The sequence below is a fragment of the Vibrio profundi genome, from assembly GCF_005281835.1.
Lineage (GTDB): Bacteria > Pseudomonadota > Gammaproteobacteria > Enterobacterales > Vibrionaceae > Vibrio > Vibrio profundi.
The window spans coordinates 1-20,971 of the sequence record NZ_RZIS01000001.1 but is presented as its reverse complement, the minus strand read 5'-3'; the positions used below and the strand labels follow the sequence as shown (position 1 = coordinate 20,971).

Below are 20,971 nucleotides of genomic sequence, written 5' to 3'. Positions count from 1 at the left end.
ACAAGTATTAGCGTTGCAAAAGAGGTTTAATTTTCTTTTCCACCGCTTCACGTGCACGGAAAATACGCGAACGTACTGTTCCTACAGGGCAATCCATCACATCTGCAATCTCTTCATAGCTTAAGCCATCTAGCTCTCGCAAAGTCATTGCAGTCTTTAAATCTTCAGGTAACGCTTCTATCGCCCCAAAAACCACTTGCTTCAATTCTTTTGACAGCGCTAAGTTCTCTGGGTTCGATATTTCTTTTAAAGCATTTCCAGTTTCGTAGTATTCAGCGTCTTCAGCATCGACATCACTTGCTGGCGGCCTGCGGCCCTGAGCAACAAGGTGATTTTTAGCGGTATTCACAGCAATGCGATATAACCACGTGTAAAACGCACTTTCTCCACGAAAGTTCGGAATTGCACGATAAGCCTTAATAAAAGCCTCTTGCGCTACATCAGGTACATCACCAGAATTATTCACATATCGAGAAATAAGATTGCAGACTTTATTCTGGTATTTCACCACTAATAAGTTGAATGCTTGCTTATCTCCACTCTGAACTCGCTCAATCAATACTTGATCGGTTAGCTGCTCGTTCATTCGAGCGTGTACTCCTATTGTTATCACCCTTACCTTCGCAGATATGGGCACTAATTATGCGTTATGTAGTATTGACACCACCGTCTACATGAGCACTATTGTGACTCAGCAGAATTTAGAAAGTTCAAAACTTTCTAAATTTATTTGCCATTATTGTTTCACAATGTGATGTAATAAAAATCAGTCTCTCCTAAAAACTGGGGGGCTCATATAGAAAAAGCAATGGCAATGACCAAACTAATATTGATTGATCACTGTATTTAACGTGTTTCTTGCGCATAAGTTAGAGGTTTATTGAGTTGAATTATAGCAACTTGGTACATGTGCAATACATAATGTCAGGATCAGAACAGAGTGAACAACTCTACTTTAGACCGGGATTTTAAAAGTTTTATGAACGCAAACCGAGAGCATCAATGTGATGTGCTAGTGGTAGGAAGTGGTGCAGCAGGCTTGTCGTTAGCTCTGCGCGTTGCCGAGCATGCGAAAGTAATTGTGCTAAGTAAAGGCCCACGTAGTGAAGGTTCCACCTATTATGCACAAGGTGGTATCGCAGCCGTATTTGACGAGGCTGACAGTGTCGAGTCTCATGTTGAAGATACGCAAATCGCAGGCGCAGGGATCTGTGAAGAAGACACCGTGCAGTTCATCGCCGAAAACGCAAAAGAATGCGTACAGTGGCTGATTGATGGTGGTGTTCCTTTTGATCAAGAAGAAAGCAAAGACGACAGCGGCACTCCTAAATACCACTTAACTCGTGAAGGGGGTCATAGTCACCGCCGTATTTTGCATGCAGCCGATGCGACAGGCATGGCAATGCAAACCTCATTGCAGGACAATGTTCACAACCACCCTAACATTGAAATCTTTGAACGTCATAATGCGCTCGATTTGATCACTGAAGATAAAATTGGTGGTCAAAAAGACAAAGTTATCGGTGCCTACATCTGGAACCGTAACCAAGAACAAGTCGAGACAGTACGCGCTAAGTTTGTCGTGTTAGCGACAGGTGGTGCTTCGAAAGTATACCAATACACTTCAAACCCTGATGTATCTTCAGGTGATGGTATTGCCATTGCGTGGCGTGCTGGTTGTCGAGTGGCCAATATGGAATTTAACCAATTTCATCCAACTTGCCTATTTCATCCAGAAGCACGTAACTTCCTGCTAACGGAAGCTTTACGTGGTGAAGGCGCGTACTTACGTCGCCCTGATGGTTCTCGTTTCATGAAAGACTTCGATGAACGCGGTGAGCTCGCACCACGTGATGTCGTCGCGCGTGCCATCGACTTTGAAATGAAGCGACTGGGTGCTGATTGCATGTATGTGGATATCAGCCACAAGCCGGAAGAATTCATCACCGCGCATTTCCCTATGATCCATACTCGCCTTATGGACTTAGGTATCGATATGACCAAAGAACCTATCCCAATTGTGCCAGCCGCTCACTACACTTGCGGTGGCGTCATGGTCGATAAACAAGGTCAAACGGATTTAACTAACCTATACGCTATTGGTGAAGTGAGCTACACAGGTCTGCACGGTGCCAACCGCATGGCATCGAACTCGTTACTAGAATGTGTGGTTTATGCTTGGTCAGCTGCCAAACATATTTTGGAAAATATCCAAGATACGCAAATCCCTAATTCGCCACCAGCATGGGATGAAAGCCAAGTCAGTAACAGCGACGAAGAAGTTATCATTCAGCATAACTGGCACGAACTGCGCTTATTCATGTGGGATTACATGGGTATCGTGCGTACCGACAAACGCTTAGAGCGGGCATTACGCCGTATCCAAATGCTGCAGCAAGAAACCCATGAATACTACAGTAATTTCAAGGTTTCCAATAACTTGCTAGAGCTAAGAAACCTACTCCAAGTAGCGGAACTAATGGTTCGATGTGCAATGCAGCGTAAAGAAAGTCGCGGGTTACATTACACTCTCGATTACCCTGAGTTAGCAGAAGACAGCGGCCCGACTATTCTGTCTCCGCAAGATTAATTCGCAATGAACACATGAGGGAGCTATTCGGCTCCCTTATTTAATTCCCGCAATCTCGCCAATAACAATCGATACGTCCCCTCTTCACAGCTATCACGCCACAATATAAATGACCGCCCACAGGTTAACTTCAACACTAATAAATACTTAGCGCCAACCAACACACTTGAGCGAATGATATAAGAGTGATGACCAACGACAATAGTCTGCGGTAGTTGATATTCTGCCGTCCCAGTTAAAGTCGGGTAAAGAAACTGATCGTTACGGTGCTGCTGAATAACGAGAGCTATTAAACTTAAAGAGAGTACAAGAGGGATTGAAGAGAAAATAATGAATAGCAAAAGGCACGCTGTGATTGTGCCTTTAAGAATATGTTCAGTAATAGAGCCCGTTAGCTTGAGCTTAACGAACCTTGCTGAGGTTGTGTGCAACAATTTTATCAACCATAGATGCGTGACCTAAGTTTTCACTACGTCCGTGCCCCATCACCCAAGTAAATAAATCTGGGTCATCACACTCTAGCAATGAAACAAAATCGCGTTGCTCCTGCTCTTGAAGCGAATCGAAGCATTCCTCAAAAAACGGCATAATGACAACGTCGAGTTCTAGCATTCCACGACGGCAGCCCCATTTAATTCGTGCTTTCTGCTCTGCAGTGTACATTGGTTATCCTCACCTGATGTTTTATTTGGGTGGAGTGTAACAATCCTGAAGCATTGCAACTACTAAGTGAGTCACAGTCCCTATCTAAGCTCGCAAAAAAACCTAGGCTGACAAAAAAACATAACGCGATTAACATAGAGACAAATGACTTTCTTAGGAAATAGAAAATGGATTGGCAAAACGACTTTCAGCCTCTTACTCATACTAAAACAGACTCACTACCAGAATTGATGCTCACTCATTTAACGGAGTGGAGTGCAATCACAATGGTTGGTGACGACAAGAAGTCTTACCTACAAGGTCAAGTTACCTGCGACGTGGTTACGTTGGCACCACAAGAGTCAACGTTAGGAGCGCATTGTGACGCAAAAGGAAAAGTATGGAGTATCTTCCGCCTTTTCCATCACAATGGCGGTTATGCACTCCTACAGCCAAGTTCAGCGATTGATGTCGAACTCACTGAGATAAAAAAATACGCCGTGTTTTCTAAAGTTGATATAGAGCAAACGACTGACGTGGCACTTGGCGTAATGGGCGCACAAGCAGACGATTACATCGCAACTCTTTCAAGTGATGAAGGCAACGTGCGCATTGTTGATGGTGGCACGGCTGTGCGTATTGAGGAGAACCGTTGGGTACTACTTGTTTCAGAAAACGCAGCTCAGCAACTGATTAGCGAAACATCAGCTGAAAAAGTAGATTCAGCATTGTGGCGATTCTTCGATGTGATTTCCGCTCAGCCAAAAGTCACTCAAGCCAATCAAAATGAACATATTCCTCAAGCATTAAACCTACAAGCTCTCGGTGGCATTAGCTTCACGAAAGGTTGTTACACGGGACAAGAAACGGTCGCTCGCGCAAAATACCGCGGCATGAACAAGCGAGAAATGTTTATTGTGTCTGGTAATACTGAGCAAGCTCTTGAGCTAAGTAATAGCATTGAACTTGAACGCGCAGTTGGCGATAACTGGCGTAGCGCGGGGCAATTGCTCGATGTCTATCAATATTCTGACAACCAAGCGATTGGGTTAATTGTACTACCCAACAATTTAGATGATGACGTACAGCTTCGTTTATCTGAACAGCCAAATACCCTATGGGCCATTCAACCACTGCCATACAACTTAGATGAAGAAGCCTAACATACAGACTGACGTCACTCAGTTTCTGGATCAGCAGCAAGTCAATTATGACTTGCTGTTTCAATCAAAGCCTACAACGACCATTGAAGAAACCGCTCAAGAGCGAGGTATCCACCCATCGCAAATGGTGAAATGTATTCTGCTGCGAGACATGGATAATAACTACACCCTAGCCTGCTCACCGGGCAATCGTAGTGTCGACCCCAAAAAAGTACGAGCATTACTACAATGTAGACGCATGACTTGTGTCGACATACAAGATGTCGAAAAGATCACAGGCTTTGCTATTGGTACCGTGGGCCCACTGCAGCTGAAATCTCCAATCCCGATCTTATTTGATCACTCCATTCAACAACAAGAGATCGTGACAATTAGCTCTGGGGATCGTCTCGCGGGGGTTGCGCTTTCACTTCATGATCTTGTGAAGTTATCGAAAGCGAGCTTCGCCGATATCTGTAAAGAGTGATCTTCGCTAACTTGCCCTCTACGTTATTAACAAAATATTACATAGAAATGTGAGTAAAGTCATAGCTATTGAAAGTCAATAAGTGATTTATTAGTCACTTTATAAACATAACTAGTCATAATAATTAAATTAGGATAGTCTGAATTTGTTGGTTAGCTTTTAGACAAGCTAAGAGCTAGCTAGCCTAAGTGAATCCACTGAGTAACATCAGTTATCCACTTTTGTGTAATGCATCTGTGACTATTCGCCCGTTCATGACGGGCTTTTTTTTGCCTCAGTATTTACCTTTCTTGTTACGCAAAACAAAAAAATCCTACTATTCTTAAAAACGTAACATTGATATTGCTTAATACTGACCAGATAAATATCGGGAGTTCATTAGGTGATGCTAAATTGAGGAGGAGCTCACGCTTAAATTGGTATTTGCTACAAGAACTGCACACAGCAGCACAAATATCTAATCGCATTCATATTCACTGCATTTAACTCCACACTTATCACAATATCTCTCTTGGAGTTTTTCTATAATCGCTGTGCTAGGTAAATATAAGGACAATAAAATGAGACTGTTTAAGCGCTATACACCAGGTATGATTGCTAAACACGTAAGTCGACTTTTCAAAGGACGAATCTACATTTACGGTGTTGGGAAATTTGAATTTGATAACGGCAAGTTAGTATTGCCAGACCGAGCAGAAAAACGCCACTTTCAAACAGTGAAAGAGATCAATCAAGAGATCATGAAATTGCGCTGTGCATACGCTTAACCAAAAGCGAAAAAATTAAAAAGGGTTGGCTACTGCCAACCCTTTGTTGTTTTTGTCAGAGATAACTTTACACCTTTGCTCTCAGTGCTGGCTGTTTAGCCAACTCGGGTAAGTTGCCACTTAAACCTAGAGCACGCTTCATTATTTCGTCTTTGGCACCAGGAAGTTGTCCCGCGAGCTTCATGCCAATACCACGAATCAGCTTTTTAGCCGGGTTATCACCTTCGAATAGATCTTTAAAGCCTTGCATAGAGGCAATCATTTTAGCCGCTTCAGCCTTGCGCCAGCGTTCATAACTGCGCAGATTACGCTTCAAGCCAATATCTTCACCTTTCGACCACAAACTATGGATCTCTTGGGCTAAGCTAGCCGCATCTAGCAGGCCTAGGTTGACCCCTTGCCCCGCTAACGGGTGAATCGTATGGGCAGCATCACCAACGAGCGCTACACGTTCAACAGCGAAGTCTCGGGCGTAACGCATGCGTAATGGGAAAGCGAATCTGTCGCCAACCACTTCACATAAGCCTAACTTAGCATCAAATTCGGCCGTCAAAGCTTTGTTAAACTCATTTGATGACATCGCCACTAACTTATCCGCTCGATTTGGTTCAGTCGACCAAACAATCGAGCTCATATGCGGATCTTGCATTGGCAAAAATGCCAATGGCCCTTGTGGCGTGAATATCTGACGAGCTACGGAGTCGTGAGGCATTGCAGTTTTAATGTTCGCGACAATCGCACTATGCCCGTAATCCCAATGTGTAAGAGGGATGTCTTGCTGTTTACGCAACCAAGAGTTCGCGCCGTCTGCGCCAACCACAAGTTTAGCGGTTAGCGACTGCCCGTTATCCAAAGTTAACCAAGCTTCACTTTCGCCAATGGCCATTGACTGACAAGTACACGGCATGTGAACTGCGACATTGTCCTGCTTTTGAACTTGCTCCAGCAGCGCCAATTGAATCACACGATTCTCTACAATATGCCCAAGGTTAGCCTGCGCTAAACGGCTTGAATCAAATTCAATACGTGCAAAGCTATCTTGCTCCCACACTTCCATTGCTTGGTAAGGGGCCGTACGACGCTGCTCAATACCTTGCCACACACCTAAGTTACGTAGAATCGTTTCACTTGAGCGACTCAGCGCCGACACTCGTACGTCTGGCAAGGAGCTCAGCTCTGAATCAGGAACCTTTCCTTCAATCACTGCGATTCTTAAATCACTATCTTTAAAAGCAGCGGCCAGCGCTAAGCCAACCATTCCACCACCAACAATCGCAATATCTACACTTTGCATCATTCTTTTTACCTATCTTTCCACAAGGCCTAGCGTTCGACGCAAAAGTGGACCTTTCAGTGGTGGGAAATTATCAACAACTGCCAAACCTAAGTTACGACCAATACGTGTTGGCAGCCAATCATTAGAAAATAAGTGAACCAAACTTGAGGTCAAAGCGATGGTTGATGCTCGATCTTGTTCGCGGCGCTGTCTAAATTGAGACAAACCTTGATACTGCCCAACATCGTCTAACTGCTGGCATAATTCTTCAGCTAAAGACGCAACATCTCGAATACCGAGGTTAAACCCTTGCCCAGCAATTGGGTGGAGTGTTTGGGCTGCATTACCAACAATGGCAAAACGATGAGAAATGTTTTGTTGTCGATGACGTAACACCAATGGATAACTCGCACGTTGACCGACTTTTTCTAAATGACCCAATCGCCAACCCAACTCTTCTTGAAGTTGGGTTAAGAAAGCGGCGTCATTAAGGCTCATGATTTGCTCCGCATTCTCCGGAGAAACACACCACACTAACGATAAACGGTTGTCACTCATTGGTAACAAGGCCACAGGGCCATGTTGAGTAAAGCGTTCGAAAGCTCGGCCGTTATGAGGCTCATTGGCGACAATATTAGCGATCACAGCGACTTGCTCGAAGTCATGCTCATCTAAACGTGCGCCAAGCTGTTCGCAGCACGTGGAGATAGCACCATCTGCTGCCACCAATAATTTAGCTTGTATTTGCTGCTGACTCGCTAAGCGAATTGTAACTTGCTCAGTTGTACGTTCGATTTCACTGACGGATTCAGGGCACAACAAGGTAATGCAATCAGCTTCTTCGAGTTGTTGCTGGTATATACGCCCAACATCCGCTAGCTCTACCACATAACCAAGCGCTTCTACATTGAAGTCTTCGTCAGTGATACCTGTCATTCCAGCATGGCTACGATCCGAAACATGAATATGTTTAATCGGAGTTGCGACAGGCTTGATAAGATCCCACAGCTGAAACGACTCCAAAATTTGAACCGTTCCATAAGACAAAGCGATAGAGCGAGAGTCAAAGCCCGGATGAGCTTGGTGATCGACTTGATAAGGTTCAACGACCGCTATGGATAGCGACCCTTTGCTAAGCTTATTTAGAGCCAGCGCTAACGTTGCACCAGCCATTGCACCACCTGCAATGACAACATCAAACTGAGCCATGGTTACCTCAACTTAGTGAATCGTTGGTGCAGATTCTTCGCTTGGACGCGCGCCAAATTCGGCATGAATAGTCAATGCACAAGCTTTCACGTGCTCAATGACATGCTCAAGCAATTGAGCTTGTTCATCTAGGTCATCATCTTCATCAATACCTAGCTTTGCCATTTCTTCTAGATCAGCCAAAGCTTCTTTTGTTTCATCCGACGCTTTATTTAGCTGTGCGCCAACTAAACCTAGACCTGAAATAAAGTGATTAATCCAATCAGAAACGCCATCGGCTAGGTCAAAAACGCTAGCACTTGCATCTTCATCAGGAAGCAGTAAAGAGAGCTCCATACCAGATCCTGTGATCTCCGTAGTGGTCACTTTTAAAGCCGATTCAGCAAGTGCTAAAGCGCGGTCAGGCCAACCCATACCTTCATTGGTGTAATCAAAAATAAGTGGCTGCCAGCTCTTATCCGTTAAGCTTAAACCACCACTCAACATGCCAGTTAACAAGCCGTGCATTTCAGCAGGGTTAACAGCCAAACTTGCAGCTTGCAGCTCGGTGGCTGTGGTCAGGTAATCGGGTAACGTTGTTTCGCTCATCAGATAACTCACTAAAGTTTTTTCAATAATTATAATCGTATCATTTCACCTATATTCACGTAACCTACTCAACGGTACAATTCTTGGGATTGTGGGCAGCATTTGTTCAAATTGCTGAATTACTGTGTGCTCAAGCTCTCATTTACAAACAGTCACTCTGAAAAGCTTGAATCTTAATAGCGCTTTACCTATAGTTCCTTTCCCAGAGGAAGGTAGTTTCCTCCTCGGTGATTGCCCTGTTTTTCCTTTGAAAAAAGCAAAGAGCAACAACCTTAGGTAGCGCGTTAAAGAGTTCATTCATCATGAGTAATCAAGCGGTAGACGTTGAAATTTTAGGAAAACAGACTCGAGTTAATTGTCCCCCGGGCCAAGAAGAGTCGTTAATTGCAGCGGCAGCCGATCTAGATAATCGATTGAAAGAGATGGCTGAACGTACTAAGGTAACTAATGAAGTTAAGCTATTAACGATTGCTGCTTTGAACGTATGTTATGAATTGCAAACCAAGCAATTGGAAGCCAATCACCAACAAGACGCCCTGACCGAGCGAATGGAACAGCTCACACTATCTCTTGAAGATGTGCTTAGTAAGGTCAAGCAAGGACAGCAATAGCGTACACAATTTTACCCTGGAGTGTTTGTCAGAGGATTCACGTCCCCGAGCCGATAAGCAATCCCTAAGGGTTAGTACTTGAGTGCTATTGAGCATGCTCGGCTTGTACCGAGAAGCCTACGGTAATCATTGCTGATCCGCCTTGAACTCGCTGGTTCAAGGGCCATCTATTCTCAACGGCACTTTGGGGTATCCCTTCTATGAATACGCTCTCACGCAGCGACTTTCGCAAGCAAATCCGTCAAACACGCAACGCACTCTCCAGTGAACAACAACTCCAGGCCAGCATAGATCTCGTCACGCAATTTTCGGTGCAGCCAGAAATACTCACTGCCCAACATATTGCGTTATACATTTCTGCAGACGGTGAACTCGATACTACTCCACTGATTAAATGGTTATGGGCTCAAGGTAAACAAACGTACCTGCCTGTATTACACCCTTTCTCTTCAGGGCACCTGCTGTTTCTTCATTACCACTCTGGTACCGAGCTGACACATAACAAATATGGCATCGTTGAGCCTAGACTCAACCAAACCTTAGTGAAACCCGTACGAGAGCTTGATGTCATTTGTACCCCGCTCGTGGGATTTGATTCTCAAGGACACCGTTTAGGTATGGGTGGCGGCTACTATGACAGGACTCTAGCCAAGTGGTTTGAAACCGGTAAAGGCGCAACCCCAATGGGTATCGCACACGACTGCCAACAAGTAGACAAACTGCCGACCGAAAGCTGGGATGTGCCTCTCCCAAAAATCGTGACACCAAGTAAGACTTGGCAATGGGAAATCGTTAAGTAAAGCGCTATAATCCGCCCGCAAACGTTAACCTCTGACGTTAACACTTCCATACGTACGATTTATTCAAAACGCACTATCTTATTCAGGAGATTGGCATGACTCAAGATGAAATGAAAAAAGCAGCTGGTTGGGCAGCACTTCAATATGTTGAAGAAGGCAGCATTGTTGGTGTTGGTACTGGCTCTACCGTGAATCACTTCATCGACGCGCTAGGCACTATGAAAGACAAAATCAAAGGTGCGGTTTCAAGTTCTGTAGCCTCTACTGAAAAACTAGAAGCGCTAGAGATTAAAGTTTTTGAATGTAATGACGTGGCAAAACTCGACGTATACGTTGATGGCGCAGATGAAATTAATGCTTCTCGCGACATGATCAAAGGCGGTGGCGCAGCATTGACTCGCGAAAAAATTGTTGCGGCAATTTCTGAAAAGTTTGTATGTATTGTTGATGGTACTAAAGCAGTCGACGTACTGGGTAAATTCCCACTGCCGGTTGAAGTTATCCCAATGGCTCGTTCATACGTAGGCCGTGAGCTAGTGAAACTAGGTGGCGACCCAGTTTACCGTGAAGGTTGCATTACCGATAACGGCAACGTTATTTTAGATGTTTACGGCATGGCTATCGAAAACCCTAAACAGCTTGAAGACATCATCAACGGCATTGCTGGTGTTGTAACGGTTGGTTTGTTTGCTCACCGCGGTGCTGATGTTGTTATTACTGGCACACCTGAAGGTGCAAAAATCGAAGAATAATGATTATTTTCGTCATTTGATTACAAGCGGTGCCTAAGGGCGCCGTTTTTTTTGTTTAAGGTGTATAAAATTATGGCTTATTCCGTAATTTTCTTACCCAAAACATTTTTTTTTTGTTACTTTATTGTTCAGAAGACGCACAGGGAAAACGTTTGTCTCTATACAGAATGGTCTATTTATCCCCTTTTTAGTCATTTTGTAGCACGTGCGCCGCATTTGCCCACCTTTCCATTTTGAAGGACGAGAATAATGGCCAAAGTTTCACTGGAAAAAGAAAAAATTAAAATATTACTTCTTGAAGGACTACACCCTTCTTCAGTAGAAGTATTGCAAGCAGCTGGCTACACCAACATTGAGTACCACAAAGGCTCATTACCTGAAGAAGAACTGCTAGAAGCAGTGAAAGATGTTCACTTCATCGGTATCCGTTCTCGTACCAACATTTCCCAAGAAGTTATCAATGCAGCGGAAAAGCTCGTTGCTATCGGTTGTTTCTGTATTGGTACTAACCAAGTGGATCTTGATGCTGCAGCTAAGCGCGGTATTCCAGTGTTTAACGCACCATTCTCAAATACGCGTAGTGTTGCTGAGCTAGTGCTTGGTCAAGTTCTATTACTACTTCGCGGCATTCCTGAGAAAAACGCTCTAGCGCACCGTGGTATTTGGAAAAAGAGCGCAGACAACTCTTACGAAGCGCGTGGTAAGCGTTTAGGCATTATCGGTTACGGTCACATCGGTACTCAGCTGGGTATCATTGCAGAAAACTTAGGTATGCGCGTGTACTTCTACGACATAGAGAACAAGCTGTCGCTAGGCAACGCGACACAAGTTCATACCATGACTGAACTTCTGAATAAGTGTGATGTTATTTCTCTGCATGTTCCTGAAACCAACGAAACTAAGAACATGATGGGTAAAGAAGAGTTCGATCGCATGAAGCCAGGCGCTATCTTTATCAACGCAGCACGCGGAACTGTGGTAGATATTCCAGCTCTATGTGGTGCACTCGATTCTGGTCACTTAGGTGGCGCAGCGATTGATGTATTCCCAACAGAGCCAAAAACCAATGCAGACCCTTTTGAGTCACCATTGATGCAGTTCGATAACGTGATCCTAACACCACACGTCGGTGGTTCTACTCAAGAAGCGCAAGAGAACATCGGTGTAGAAGTAGCGGGTAAACTCGCTAAGTACTCAGACAACGGTTCAACACTATCAAGTGTTAACTTCCCAGAGGTATCACTGCCTATACACACAGGAACTTCGCGTCTACTGCACATTCACGAAAACCGCCCAGGTATTTTGACTCAGATTAACACTATCTTCGCTGAGGAAGGCATTAACATCGCTGGTCAGTACCTACAAACTGCAGCAGAAATGGGTTATGTCGTTATTGATGTTGAAGCGGATCGTTCTGAAGAAGCATTACTTAAGCTGAAAGAGATCGAAGGCACAATTCGTGCTCGTCTACTTCACTAAGCACAAACGTTTATATTAAAAAAGGCTCTCGAATGAGAGCCTTTTTTCTATCTAAAAATATTGATCGCCGTTCTAGATTACTTATCCAATTGATAGATCACATCAACACGATCACGAATTCGAATCGTCGAATCTTGGTAAGTACTTGCTTCTGTTCTCGCATCCATCGCCATAGAACGCATTAGAACAGGCTGAACAGATTGAACGTTATAATCAATTCGCCACACTTGGCCTAATTCACGATCGAAGCCTTCCGCCAGTGATTTTGCTTTTTGGTTAGCATCTTTAATTGCTTCGCTACGAGCTTGCTGTTGATACTTCGCTTGATCTTTCACTTGTAGCTGAATGTTTTCAATTTGATTGATGCCTTCACTCAGCGCCACATCTAGATATTGATTAAGCTTGCTCAAGTCATCAACCTGCACCGTTACATTGCGTGATGCTCGATAACCCACTAGCTCAGGCTTGCCTGCCTTTGGGTAGTGATATTGGGGTGCCAAATACAAATTAGAGCTGTTGATGTTGGAAGAATCAACGCCAGCGGAATTCAACTTAGTCAGAAACGAGCTGACAACATTATCCACGGTGGCTTTCGCTTGCTCGGCTGTCATCGTTGATTCAACGACCTTCACCGAAAATGTCGCCATATCTGGAGTCGCGACAACTTCACCATAACCAGTGGTTGAAATATGAGGAAAATTTGGCGCATCCGCGAATGCATTAAAACTAAAGGTACTAACAAGTGCGATGAGCACACTAGGTACAAATTTCATGTAAATAACCTTGTTTGAGCTAATGTGACTACATCATAGGCGATATTTATCCTCAACCAATCCCATAACCGAAGATCTAACAAAAGTCTGACTGTGTTAAAAAATGTATTATTGCGGCAGAACCTCACGTGCATATTGAAAGATCGCTTGCGACAATTCCTTCAAGATACCGCTTTCTAATTGCCAGTGATGCCAATAAATACGGTAAGAAAGTAGAAAACCAGGAGTAATATCGATCAAACTTCCCGATGCTAATTCTTCTACGATCTGCAAACGAGGGATCAAACAATACGCGACCCCAGACAACGCTAGTTTCACGAACGCTTCAGAGCTCCCAACGGTATGGTTGATCACGCTATCCCTAGGTACATTAAAATGATCATGCAGAAATTTCTTATGCAGATCGTCGTATTGATCATAAGACACGGCCGGAGCTTTAGTTAAAGAGTGGTAATTGACTCCTTCATTAAAATAGCGTGCATAGAAGTCAGGACTCGCGACGCAAACATAGTCCATTCTCCCCAAATAATCGGCACTGCAACCAGGAATGGGCTGCGACTCCAGGCTGATTGCCCCTGATACTTCACCACTTTTAATTTTTTCAATCGTGCGAGCTTCACCGTAAATAGCGAGGTTCAATTCAACTTTACGTGAGCTCATTACTTGTGAAATGGCAGGTAACAACCATGTTGCTAAACTGTCGGCATTGGTTGCAATTGACACCGATAATGGCCGTAAATTGTCTTCATTCGTGAACTCTGGAACTAACTCATTTTCAAGTAAGCGTACTCGGCGATACAAGCCTAATAACTTCTTACCGACCGCGGTGGGCCGAGGAGGTGTTTCGCGAACCAATGCAGGCTGAGCGAGCCACTTTTCTAGCTGCTTAATGCGTTGAGAGACTGCCGATTGCGAAATATAGAGGTGCTCAGCAGCACGTTCAAAACTACGCTGATTAACGACCGCATCTAATGCTTCAATCCATTTGTAATCTAAACCACGCACTCTTTCCCCCTACATTACGACCATTGACCAAAGCACATTAGCAAGTCTAATGTTTCATTAAAATCATTAATTATACTTATTTCAAGGCTTGCGATACCTTCCTCTCATTCCATTATTTAGTATTCATTTGATATCGAGGTTAGCGTGAGTTTTTGGGTTTTATTACAAGGTTTTGGATTGGGAGCAAGCATGATAATCCCGATTGGTGCTCAAAACGCCTATGTGCTCAATCAAGGGATCAAGCGTAACCATCATTTAACTACGGCAACCATTTGTAGCTTATTGGATGCATTGTTTATTTCTCTGGGTATTTTTGGCGGCGGCGCTATTTTATCGCAAAATGAAGTGTTACTGACATCAGTGACTTTAGGGGGAATTGCGTTCCTAACTGTCTACGGAGTTCTGTCTCTTCGCAGCGCATTTAGCTCATCTGCGCATAAAGAGTCTTCCGGTGAGGTAGTCGCAAGAGGCAAAAGAACCGTGGTGCTCGGCGCGTTAGCGGTAACAGTTCTCAACCCTCATTTGTATCTCGATACCGTCGTGATTCTAGGTTCGATTGGCGGGCAGTTTGAAGGTAATAATCGCCTCTCGTTTGCGATCGGAACCATATTGGCATCGTTTGTGTGGTTCTACTCTTTATCGCTTGGGGCTGCTAAATTAGGGCCCACTCTGTCAAAGCCGACAGTTAAAAAAGGCATTGATATTGCGGTTGCTACTATGATGTTCAGCATTGCCGTAGTGCTCGCCAACGGACTAATAGGAAAATACTGGTAAAAACATGACGACACTTGACGCTATTTATCAACGTAACATCGAGTTATTAAAATCGGCCAATATCAGCTATCAAGAGTGGCGACATGAACCTATTTTAGATTTTGCGACCGATGAACGCGTAGCTAGTGAGCTAGGTTGGACAGGAACCCACTCTAAAAGCTTATTTCTTAAATCTAAGAGTGGTGTTTACACGCTCTATCTAACAAAGAAAGATAAGCGATTAGACAGCAAGGCAATGAAAAAGCTTCTTGGCCGTCGTGTATCGATTTGCAGCGACCAAGAAATGATAGAACAGCTGGGTTGCGTGCCAGGGGCGGTTTGCCCTTTTGCATTACCAGAGCACGTGGAACTGGTTGTGGATAGCGAGCTCTTCCAACACCAAGAACTTCTTTATACTCCTGGGCACCCTGAACTAACCATAGGCTTTGCTGGCCATCAGCTCCCTGAGGTGTTGGAAAGAGTAAACAACAAAGTGCATCTTCTATCCGCAAGTTAAATCAATCTAGTGGATCAAAAAAGGGATAGCTGCTTGCTATCCCTTTTTATATCTAAACTACGTTAATTACACGTCTACTTTATTTAAATGTACATCCATTTGTGGGAATGGAATTTCGATACCTTCAGCATCAAGCGCTTCTTTAATACCTTGTAGGGAGTCAAAGTAAACATCCCAGTAATCAGCAGTCTTAACCCATGGACGAACCACAAAGTTCACAGATGAATCAGCCAACGCTACAACACCAATTTGAATGCCAGGCTCTTTCAGAATACGCTCGTCAGACTCAAGTACTTTAGCAATAACTTCTTTGGTCTTCTTAAGGTCAGCACCATAAGACACACCAATAACATGGTCGATACGACGAGTGGCGTGGCGAGAGTAGTTTGTGATCGGACTACCGATGACACTTCCGTTTGGAACCACAACCATTTTGTTGTCTGGTGTTGTTAGAATAGTCTGGAAGATTTGAATCGATTCAACCGAACCCGCTACCCCACCGATTTCTACGTAATCGCCAGATTTAAACGGGCGGAACGCAACGATTAATACGCCAGCAGCAAAGTTCGATAGTGAACCTTGAAGTGCTAGACCTACCGCTAAACCTGCTGCACCAATTACTGCAACAACTGACGCAGTTTGAACGCCAATACGGCCTAACGCTGCAATTAAAACAATAACGAATAATAAGTAGCGAACTAAGCCATGAATAAATTCAATGACCGCTTTATCCATCTTCTTCTTTTCAAGAACTTTGGACACGCTATTTGCTACGGCTTTCACCACTATGTTACCAATGAACAGAATGATGATTGCTGAAATAATATTTACGCCATACTGGACCAGAAGATCCGAGTTATTGGCTAACCACTGTTCTGCGTGAGAAAGGCTATCTACAATTGGAGTTTCAAGATCCGTCGAACCACCAGCCATAATGTGTATCCTCTAATATAATGAGCTATGAACCTAACTGCCTTTAACAACAAATTGTTGTCAAATCCCTTATAAATTAACTGAACGTATGTCAGTTTTTTGGCACGATATCCTATCTTTGACGGCTTGCAAAGTCATATTTCTGTAAAGAGTTACAGAACAAGAAGTTACTAACTGTTATCAATATCGGTCTTCAAAAGATTACGTAATTTAATCAATAGAAGCCAGAGTTTTTACCATTCTTAAACAACTTTTTATCAGACGAAAAAAAACCCGCTCGATGAGCGGGTTTTCAAATCTAAACGAATTTTCGTGACTTAAATTCTATAGAATTAAAGTACGTCAACTGCGTTAAGGTCAGCGAATGCTTTCTCAAGACGAGTAACCATAGAAGCTTGACCAGCACGTAGCCATACACGTGGATCGTAGTACTTCTTGTTTGGCGCATCTTCGCCAGTTGGGTTACCGATTTGACCTTGTAGGTAGTCACGGTTTTCCGCTTCGTATGCACGGATACCATCCCATGTAGCCCACTGAGTATCAGTATCGATGTTCATTTTGATAACACCGTAGCCGATAGACTCTTGGATTTCTGCTTCAGTAGAACCAGAACCACCGTGGAATACGAAGTTTAGAGCGTTAGGTGCAATACCGAACTTCTCTGCACAGTATGCTTGAGAATCACGTAGGATAGTTGGAGTTAGAACAACGTTACCTGGCTTGTATACACCGTGTACGTTACCGAAAGATGCAGCGATAGTGAAACGCGGGCTAACAGCGCTTAGTTTCTCGTATGCGTAAGCAACGTCTTCTGGAGAAGTGTAAAGCTCAGATGCGTCCATATCAGAGTTATCAACGCCATCTTCTTCACCACCAGTACAACCAAGTTCGATTTCGATTGTCATGTTCATTTTAGCCATGCGCTCTAGGTACTTAGCACATGTTTCGATGTTCTCTTCTAGAGACTCTTCAGAAAGGTCTAGCATGTGAGAAGAGAATAGAGGCTTACCAGTTTGAGCGAAGAACTCTTCACCAGCGTCTAGTAGACCGTCGATCCATGGAAGAAGTTTCTTAGCAGCGTGGTCAGTATGTAGGATAACTGGAACACCGTAAGCTTCAGCTACAGCGTGTACGTATTTTGCACCCGCTACAGCACCAAGGATTTGTGCGCCTTGACCTTCAAGTTTAACGCCTTTACCTGCGAAGAATGCAGCACCGCCGTTAGAGAACTGAACAACAACTGGAGACTTAACTTTAGCAGCTGCTTCTAGTACTGCGTTTACAGAGTCAGTACCAACAACGTTTACTGCTGGAAGAGCAAATTTATTTTCTTTTGCTACTTCAAATACTTTCTGTACGTCATCGCCAGAAATCACACCAGGTTTTACAAAATCGAAGATCTTAGACATGGAAATAGTCCTATTTATTCTATCGTTTTAAGATTAAAAAACTTAAGTTTAAAAGTTTGCAATCGTTTGCTCACAACTTGTGCCATTCTAGCAAAAAAGTGTGATATGCCGCAAACGTTAAAAGGCGGGAGTCACGTCCCGCCTTCTATAAATCAATTATGCTTTAGCACGCTCTTCAAGCATTGCTACTGCAGGAAGTACCTTGCCTTCAACGAACTCAAGGAAAGCGCCGCCGCCAGTAGAGATGTAAGAAACGTCAGCTTTGATACCGAACTTATCGATAGCCGCTAGCGTGTCACCACCACCTGCTACAGAGAAACCTGCAGACTCAGCGATTGCTTTAGAGATACCTGCTGTACCCGCTTCGAAGTTCTTGAACTCGAATACGCCTACAGGGCCGTTCCAAAGGATGGTTTTCGCGTTGCCGATGATTTCAGCTAGCGCCGCTGTTGATTCTGGACCTAGGTCAAAGATCATGTCGTCGTCTGCAACTTCAGAAACGTGCTTGATTTCAGCTTCTGCGTTCTCGTCAAATGCTTTTGCACATGCAACGTCAGTCGCTACTGGAATAGCACACTCTTTCATTAGTTTTTGAGCAGTTTCAACTAGGTCTGCTTCGTATAGAGACTTACCTACGTTGTGGCCTTCTGCTGCGATGAATGTGTTTGCGATACCACCACCAACAACAAGTTGGTCAGCAACTTTAGATAGCGACTCAAGAACTGTTAGTTTAGTAGAAACTTTAGAACCACCAACGATAGCAACTAGTGGGCGAGCTGGGTTGTCCATCGCTTTACCTAGCGCTTCAAGCTCGGCAGCAAGAAGAGGGCCAGCACATGCAACAGGAGCGTAAGTACCTACGCCGTGTGTAGATGCTTGAGCACGGTGAGCCGTACCAAATGCGTCCATTACGAAGATGTCACATAGTGCAGCGTATTGCTTAGAAAGTGCTTCTTCGTTCTTCTTTTCGCCTTTGTTAAAACGAACGTTTTCTAGAACTACAAGTTCACCAGCGTTTAGCTCTAGGCCATCTAGGTAATCTTTTGCTAGTTTAACGTCACAGTCTAGTGCGTCGTTTAGGTAGTTCACTACAGGAGCTAGAGAGAACTCTTCGTTGTATTCGCCTTCCGTTGGACGACCTAGGTGAGAAGTAACCATAACTTTAGCGCCAGCTTCTAGGCAACGCTTGATAGTTGGTAGAGATGCTAGGATACGAGCATCTGAAGTTACTTTACCGTCTTTTACTGGTACGTTTAGGTCAGCACGGATGAAAACGCGTTTACCTGCAAGTTCCAGGTCAGTCATCTTGATTACAGACATGGTTTGTCCTCTCAAATTTAATTTTAAATAAAGTTTTTGGAAACTCAGCAACCCTGCTAAGCCTAATAATTCTTCAAACTGGTTATTGTATGGGGATTATACGCATTTATTTCAAGGGTAAAAATAAATAATCCCTGTCATTTTGCTCTGTGCTTTACTTCTCGCATTCAGACGCTTGCATCGCAAGAACCGTATCCAGCATTCGGTTTGCAAAGCCCCATTCGTTATCGCACCACACTAGCATTTTTACTAGATGCCCGTTACTTACTCGGGTCTGTGAGCCATCGACAATCGCGCTATGGGGATCATGATTAAAGTCGATGGAAACGAGCGGCGCTTCAGTATAGTCAACTATGTTACGTAATGTACACTGTGATGCGTTAACAATGGTTTGATTTACGTCATTAACTTTCACATTTGTATTAATTGTGACACTTAAATCCATTGCAGTAACGTTAACTGTCGGAACTCGCACAGAGATCGCTTCAAATTTGTTGGAAAATTTCGGAAAGATCCTTTCGATACCTTTATGAAGCTTGGTATCAACCGGAATAATGGATTGGCTTGCTGCACGGGTACGACGCAGATCAGAATGGTAGGCGTCGATGACCTGTTGGTCATTCATCGATGAGTGAATCGTGGTGATGGTTCCAGAATCAATACCAAAGGCGTCATCCAGCACTTTAATAATTGGCACGATACAGTTCGTTGTACACGAACCATTAGAGACAATACGTTGGTCAGCGGTAAGCGTATCTTCATTCACGCCATAGATAATGGTGTTATCAAGGTCATTGGCACCAGGGTGAGAAAACAGTACCTTTTTAGCGCCTGCCTCTATATGAGCAAGACCGTCATCTCGGCAGCCGTATACACCGGTACAATCCAGTACGATATCGACGTCTAGATCGCGCCAAGGCAATAGGTTTATTTCTGCGAGATGGAGGATTCGAATAGAATCAAATTCACCACTGTCATGGTGCACATAGATGTGCTCTTGGTCATTGGAAATCTTCTTACCAAATCGACCATGGCTGGTGTCATATTGTAGTAAATGCGCCATAGCATCAGGTTGAGCTAGTTCATTTACCGCAACAACTTTAATTTGCTGGCTTTTACCGCTTTCATAAACAGCACGTAAAACATTACGCCCTATTCTTCCAAATCCATTAATTGCGACTTTTAGCATTAATTCCATCGCTCTAAACCAAAATTTCGTGCAACAGATACTACCCGAATCCAATCAAAAGCGCATTAATTGAGTGATATGACTCTCTAAAAATAATTTATAAATATGGTGAATGGATGACTTTTCGTGTACATCTAGTTGGATGAGTAAAACTAAATCCGGCGGCTGTTTCTGTCCATCGTTTTTCAACCAAAGGAAAAGGTTATGTCTGGATTTCCAGCGACTCATTTTTGTAAGACATGTAATAAAGAAACACCACATAGTGAAATTCTTGTTCGCCAAACAAGCAGCTATGACACAGACAAAACGCTGTTAGGACGAGTTAAACTGTTTGCTAACTCCATTATCAACGGTGGTCACTACTACAACATGGATCGTTACGTGAAATGTAAGGTATGTGGCACCAAAGAATTGGACAATTGGGGCAACGAGTTTGAGTAACTTGCTGTTTTTGTTGTTACCTATAAAAAAACCGAGCCTTAGGCTCGGTTTTCTACTTTAAGAACTAGACGATTGATTAAGCTAGCAGTTCTTTTGCAGTGTTTACTACGTTTTCAGTAGTGAAACCAAACATCTTGAATAGCTCACCTGCAGGTGCAGACTCGCCGAATGTTGTCATACCGATGATCTTGCCACCGAAGCCAACGTACTTGTACCAGAAGTCAGCGATGCCAGCTTCTACAGCGATACGAGCGGTTACGTCAGATGGAAGTACAGATTCACGGTACT

Annotated in this window: 23 protein-coding genes and 1 other RNA gene; 12 read left to right on the top strand and 12 right to left on the bottom strand. The window is 43.8% G+C overall.

Annotation, left to right across the window (positions count from 1 at the left end):
• Positions 1-7: 7 nt before the first annotated feature.
• Positions 8-586, bottom strand: a complete 579-nt coding sequence (gene rpoE, locus ELZ11_RS00120) for an RNA polymerase sigma factor RpoE (RefSeq protein ID WP_137355352.1) — start codon at positions 584-586, stop codon at positions 8-10.
• Positions 587-979: 393 nt separating this feature from the next.
• Here rpoE and nadB point away from each other — a divergent pair, with 393 nt between their 5' ends.
• Positions 980-2,590, top strand: a complete 1,611-nt coding sequence (gene nadB, locus ELZ11_RS00115; RefSeq protein ID WP_137356233.1) for an L-aspartate oxidase — start codon at positions 980-982, stop codon at positions 2,588-2,590.
• A 402-nt stretch (positions 2,591-2,992) separates the two neighbouring features.
• On the opposite strand, the gene ELZ11_RS00110 is transcribed toward nadB, so the two are convergent.
• Positions 2,993-3,253 (bottom strand): FAD assembly factor SdhE, encoded by a 261-nt coding sequence (locus ELZ11_RS00110; protein ID WP_032549815.1) that lies wholly within the window; start codon positions 3,251-3,253, stop codon positions 2,993-2,995.
• A 167-nt stretch (positions 3,254-3,420) separates the two neighbouring features.
• Here ELZ11_RS00110 and ygfZ point away from each other — a divergent pair, with 167 nt between their 5' ends.
• From ygfZ to ELZ11_RS00095, 3 genes are all read left to right on the top strand, one after another.
• On the top strand, positions 3,421-4,395 hold the full coding sequence (gene ygfZ / locus ELZ11_RS00105) for a tRNA-modifying protein YgfZ (RefSeq protein ID WP_137355351.1): 975 nt from the start codon (positions 3,421-3,423) through the stop codon (positions 4,393-4,395).
• Position 4,396: 1 nt separating this feature from the next.
• A complete protein-coding gene (locus tag ELZ11_RS00100; protein WP_208746681.1) occupies positions 4,397-4,861 on the top strand; it encodes an aminoacyl-tRNA deacylase in 465 nt (154 codons plus the stop codon).
• Positions 4,862-5,421: 560 nt separating this feature from the next.
• On the top strand, positions 5,422-5,628 hold the full coding sequence (locus tag ELZ11_RS00095) for a DUF1107 domain-containing protein (protein WP_137355349.1): 207 nt from the start codon (positions 5,422-5,424) through the stop codon (positions 5,626-5,628).
• A 67-nt stretch (positions 5,629-5,695) separates the two neighbouring features.
• Here ELZ11_RS00095 and ELZ11_RS00090 read toward each other — a convergent pair whose 3' ends face one another.
• Genes ELZ11_RS00090 through ELZ11_RS00080 form a run of 3 tightly spaced genes read right to left on the bottom strand, consistent with a single transcriptional unit; the run spans position 5,696 to position 8,701 of the window.
• Positions 5,696-6,925, bottom strand: coding sequence for an FAD-dependent 2-octaprenylphenol hydroxylase (locus ELZ11_RS00090; RefSeq protein WP_137355348.1), 1,230 nt, complete (start codon positions 6,923-6,925; stop codon positions 5,696-5,698).
• A 9-nt stretch (positions 6,926-6,934) separates the two neighbouring features.
• Positions 6,935-8,113: a 2-octaprenyl-6-methoxyphenyl hydroxylase gene (gene ubiH, locus ELZ11_RS00085; protein ID WP_137355347.1), complete on the bottom strand. Its 1,179-nt coding sequence runs from the start codon at positions 8,111-8,113 to the stop codon at positions 6,935-6,937.
• A gap of 12 nt (positions 8,114-8,125) precedes the next feature.
• Positions 8,126-8,701 carry a YecA/YgfB family protein gene (locus ELZ11_RS00080; protein ID WP_137355346.1) on the bottom strand — a complete coding sequence of 192 codons (576 nt, stop codon included), beginning with the start codon at positions 8,699-8,701 and terminating at the stop codon, positions 8,126-8,128.
• Positions 8,702-9,003: 302 nt separating this feature from the next.
• Here ELZ11_RS00080 and ELZ11_RS00075 point away from each other — a divergent pair, with 302 nt between their 5' ends.
• The 5 genes from ELZ11_RS00075 (at position 9,004) to serA (ending at position 12,343) form a co-directional block, all read left to right on the top strand.
• Positions 9,004-9,312, top strand: a complete 309-nt coding sequence (locus tag ELZ11_RS00075; protein WP_137355345.1) for a cell division protein ZapA — start codon at positions 9,004-9,006, stop codon at positions 9,310-9,312.
• 10 nt (positions 9,313-9,322) lie between these two features.
• Positions 9,323-9,507, top strand: a non-coding RNA gene (gene ssrS / locus ELZ11_RS00070) — 6S RNA.
• A 5-nt stretch (positions 9,508-9,512) separates the two neighbouring features.
• The gene (locus ELZ11_RS00065) at positions 9,513-10,112 is read left to right on the top strand and encodes a 5-formyltetrahydrofolate cyclo-ligase (RefSeq protein WP_137355344.1); all 600 of its coding nucleotides are present in this window, start codon (positions 9,513-9,515) and stop codon (positions 10,110-10,112) included.
• 95 nt (positions 10,113-10,207) lie between these two features.
• A complete protein-coding gene (rpiA, locus tag ELZ11_RS00060) occupies positions 10,208-10,864 on the top strand; it encodes a ribose-5-phosphate isomerase RpiA (RefSeq protein WP_137355343.1) in 657 nt (218 codons plus the stop codon).
• Positions 10,865-11,113: 249 nt separating this feature from the next.
• Positions 11,114-12,343, top strand: coding sequence for a phosphoglycerate dehydrogenase (gene serA, locus ELZ11_RS00055; protein ID WP_137355342.1), 1,230 nt, complete (start codon positions 11,114-11,116; stop codon positions 12,341-12,343).
• Between the two features lie 77 nt (positions 12,344-12,420).
• On the opposite strand, the gene ELZ11_RS00050 is transcribed toward serA, so the two are convergent.
• Together ELZ11_RS00050 and ELZ11_RS00045 are read right to left on the bottom strand one after the other, a co-directional pair.
• A complete protein-coding gene (locus ELZ11_RS00050) occupies positions 12,421-13,116 on the bottom strand; it encodes an oxidative stress defense protein (protein ID WP_137355341.1) in 696 nt (231 codons plus the stop codon).
• 108 nt (positions 13,117-13,224) lie between these two features.
• Positions 13,225-14,121: a LysR family transcriptional regulator ArgP gene (locus ELZ11_RS00045; protein ID WP_137355340.1), complete on the bottom strand. Its 897-nt coding sequence runs from the start codon at positions 14,119-14,121 to the stop codon at positions 13,225-13,227.
• Between the two features lie 144 nt (positions 14,122-14,265).
• Here ELZ11_RS00045 and ELZ11_RS00040 point away from each other — a divergent pair, with 144 nt between their 5' ends.
• Together ELZ11_RS00040 and ELZ11_RS00035 are read left to right on the top strand one after the other, a co-directional pair.
• A complete protein-coding gene (locus ELZ11_RS00040) occupies positions 14,266-14,895 on the top strand; it encodes a LysE/ArgO family amino acid transporter (protein ID WP_137355339.1) in 630 nt (209 codons plus the stop codon).
• A gap of 4 nt (positions 14,896-14,899) precedes the next feature.
• Positions 14,900-15,391, top strand: a complete 492-nt coding sequence (locus ELZ11_RS00035; RefSeq protein ID WP_137355338.1) for a YbaK/EbsC family protein — start codon at positions 14,900-14,902, stop codon at positions 15,389-15,391.
• Positions 15,392-15,457: 66 nt separating this feature from the next.
• Here the strand turns inward: ELZ11_RS00035 and mscS are convergent, their stop codons facing one another.
• From mscS to epd, 4 genes are all read right to left on the bottom strand, one after another.
• Positions 15,458-16,324: a small-conductance mechanosensitive channel MscS gene (gene mscS, locus ELZ11_RS00030; RefSeq protein WP_137355337.1), complete on the bottom strand. Its 867-nt coding sequence runs from the start codon at positions 16,322-16,324 to the stop codon at positions 15,458-15,460.
• Positions 16,325-16,656: 332 nt separating this feature from the next.
• Positions 16,657-17,733 carry a class II fructose-bisphosphate aldolase gene (fbaA, locus tag ELZ11_RS00025; RefSeq protein WP_032549831.1) on the bottom strand — a complete coding sequence of 359 codons (1,077 nt, stop codon included), beginning with the start codon at positions 17,731-17,733 and terminating at the stop codon, positions 16,657-16,659.
• A gap of 156 nt (positions 17,734-17,889) precedes the next feature.
• Positions 17,890-19,053 (bottom strand): phosphoglycerate kinase, encoded by a 1,164-nt coding sequence (locus ELZ11_RS00020; RefSeq protein WP_137355336.1) that lies wholly within the window; start codon positions 19,051-19,053, stop codon positions 17,890-17,892.
• A gap of 154 nt (positions 19,054-19,207) precedes the next feature.
• Positions 19,208-20,242, bottom strand: coding sequence for an erythrose-4-phosphate dehydrogenase (gene epd, locus ELZ11_RS00015; protein ID WP_137356232.1), 1,035 nt, complete (start codon positions 20,240-20,242; stop codon positions 19,208-19,210).
• 204 nt (positions 20,243-20,446) lie between these two features.
• Between epd and ELZ11_RS00010 the strand changes: the two genes are divergently transcribed.
• Positions 20,447-20,683: a hypothetical protein gene (locus tag ELZ11_RS00010; RefSeq protein ID WP_137355335.1), complete on the top strand. Its 237-nt coding sequence runs from the start codon at positions 20,447-20,449 to the stop codon at positions 20,681-20,683.
• Between the two features lie 76 nt (positions 20,684-20,759).
• On the opposite strand, the gene ELZ11_RS00005 is transcribed toward ELZ11_RS00010, so the two are convergent.
• On the bottom strand, positions 20,760-20,971 hold a 212-nt coding region (locus tag ELZ11_RS00005; RefSeq protein WP_341867215.1), incomplete at its 5' end, for a transketolase-like TK C-terminal-containing protein.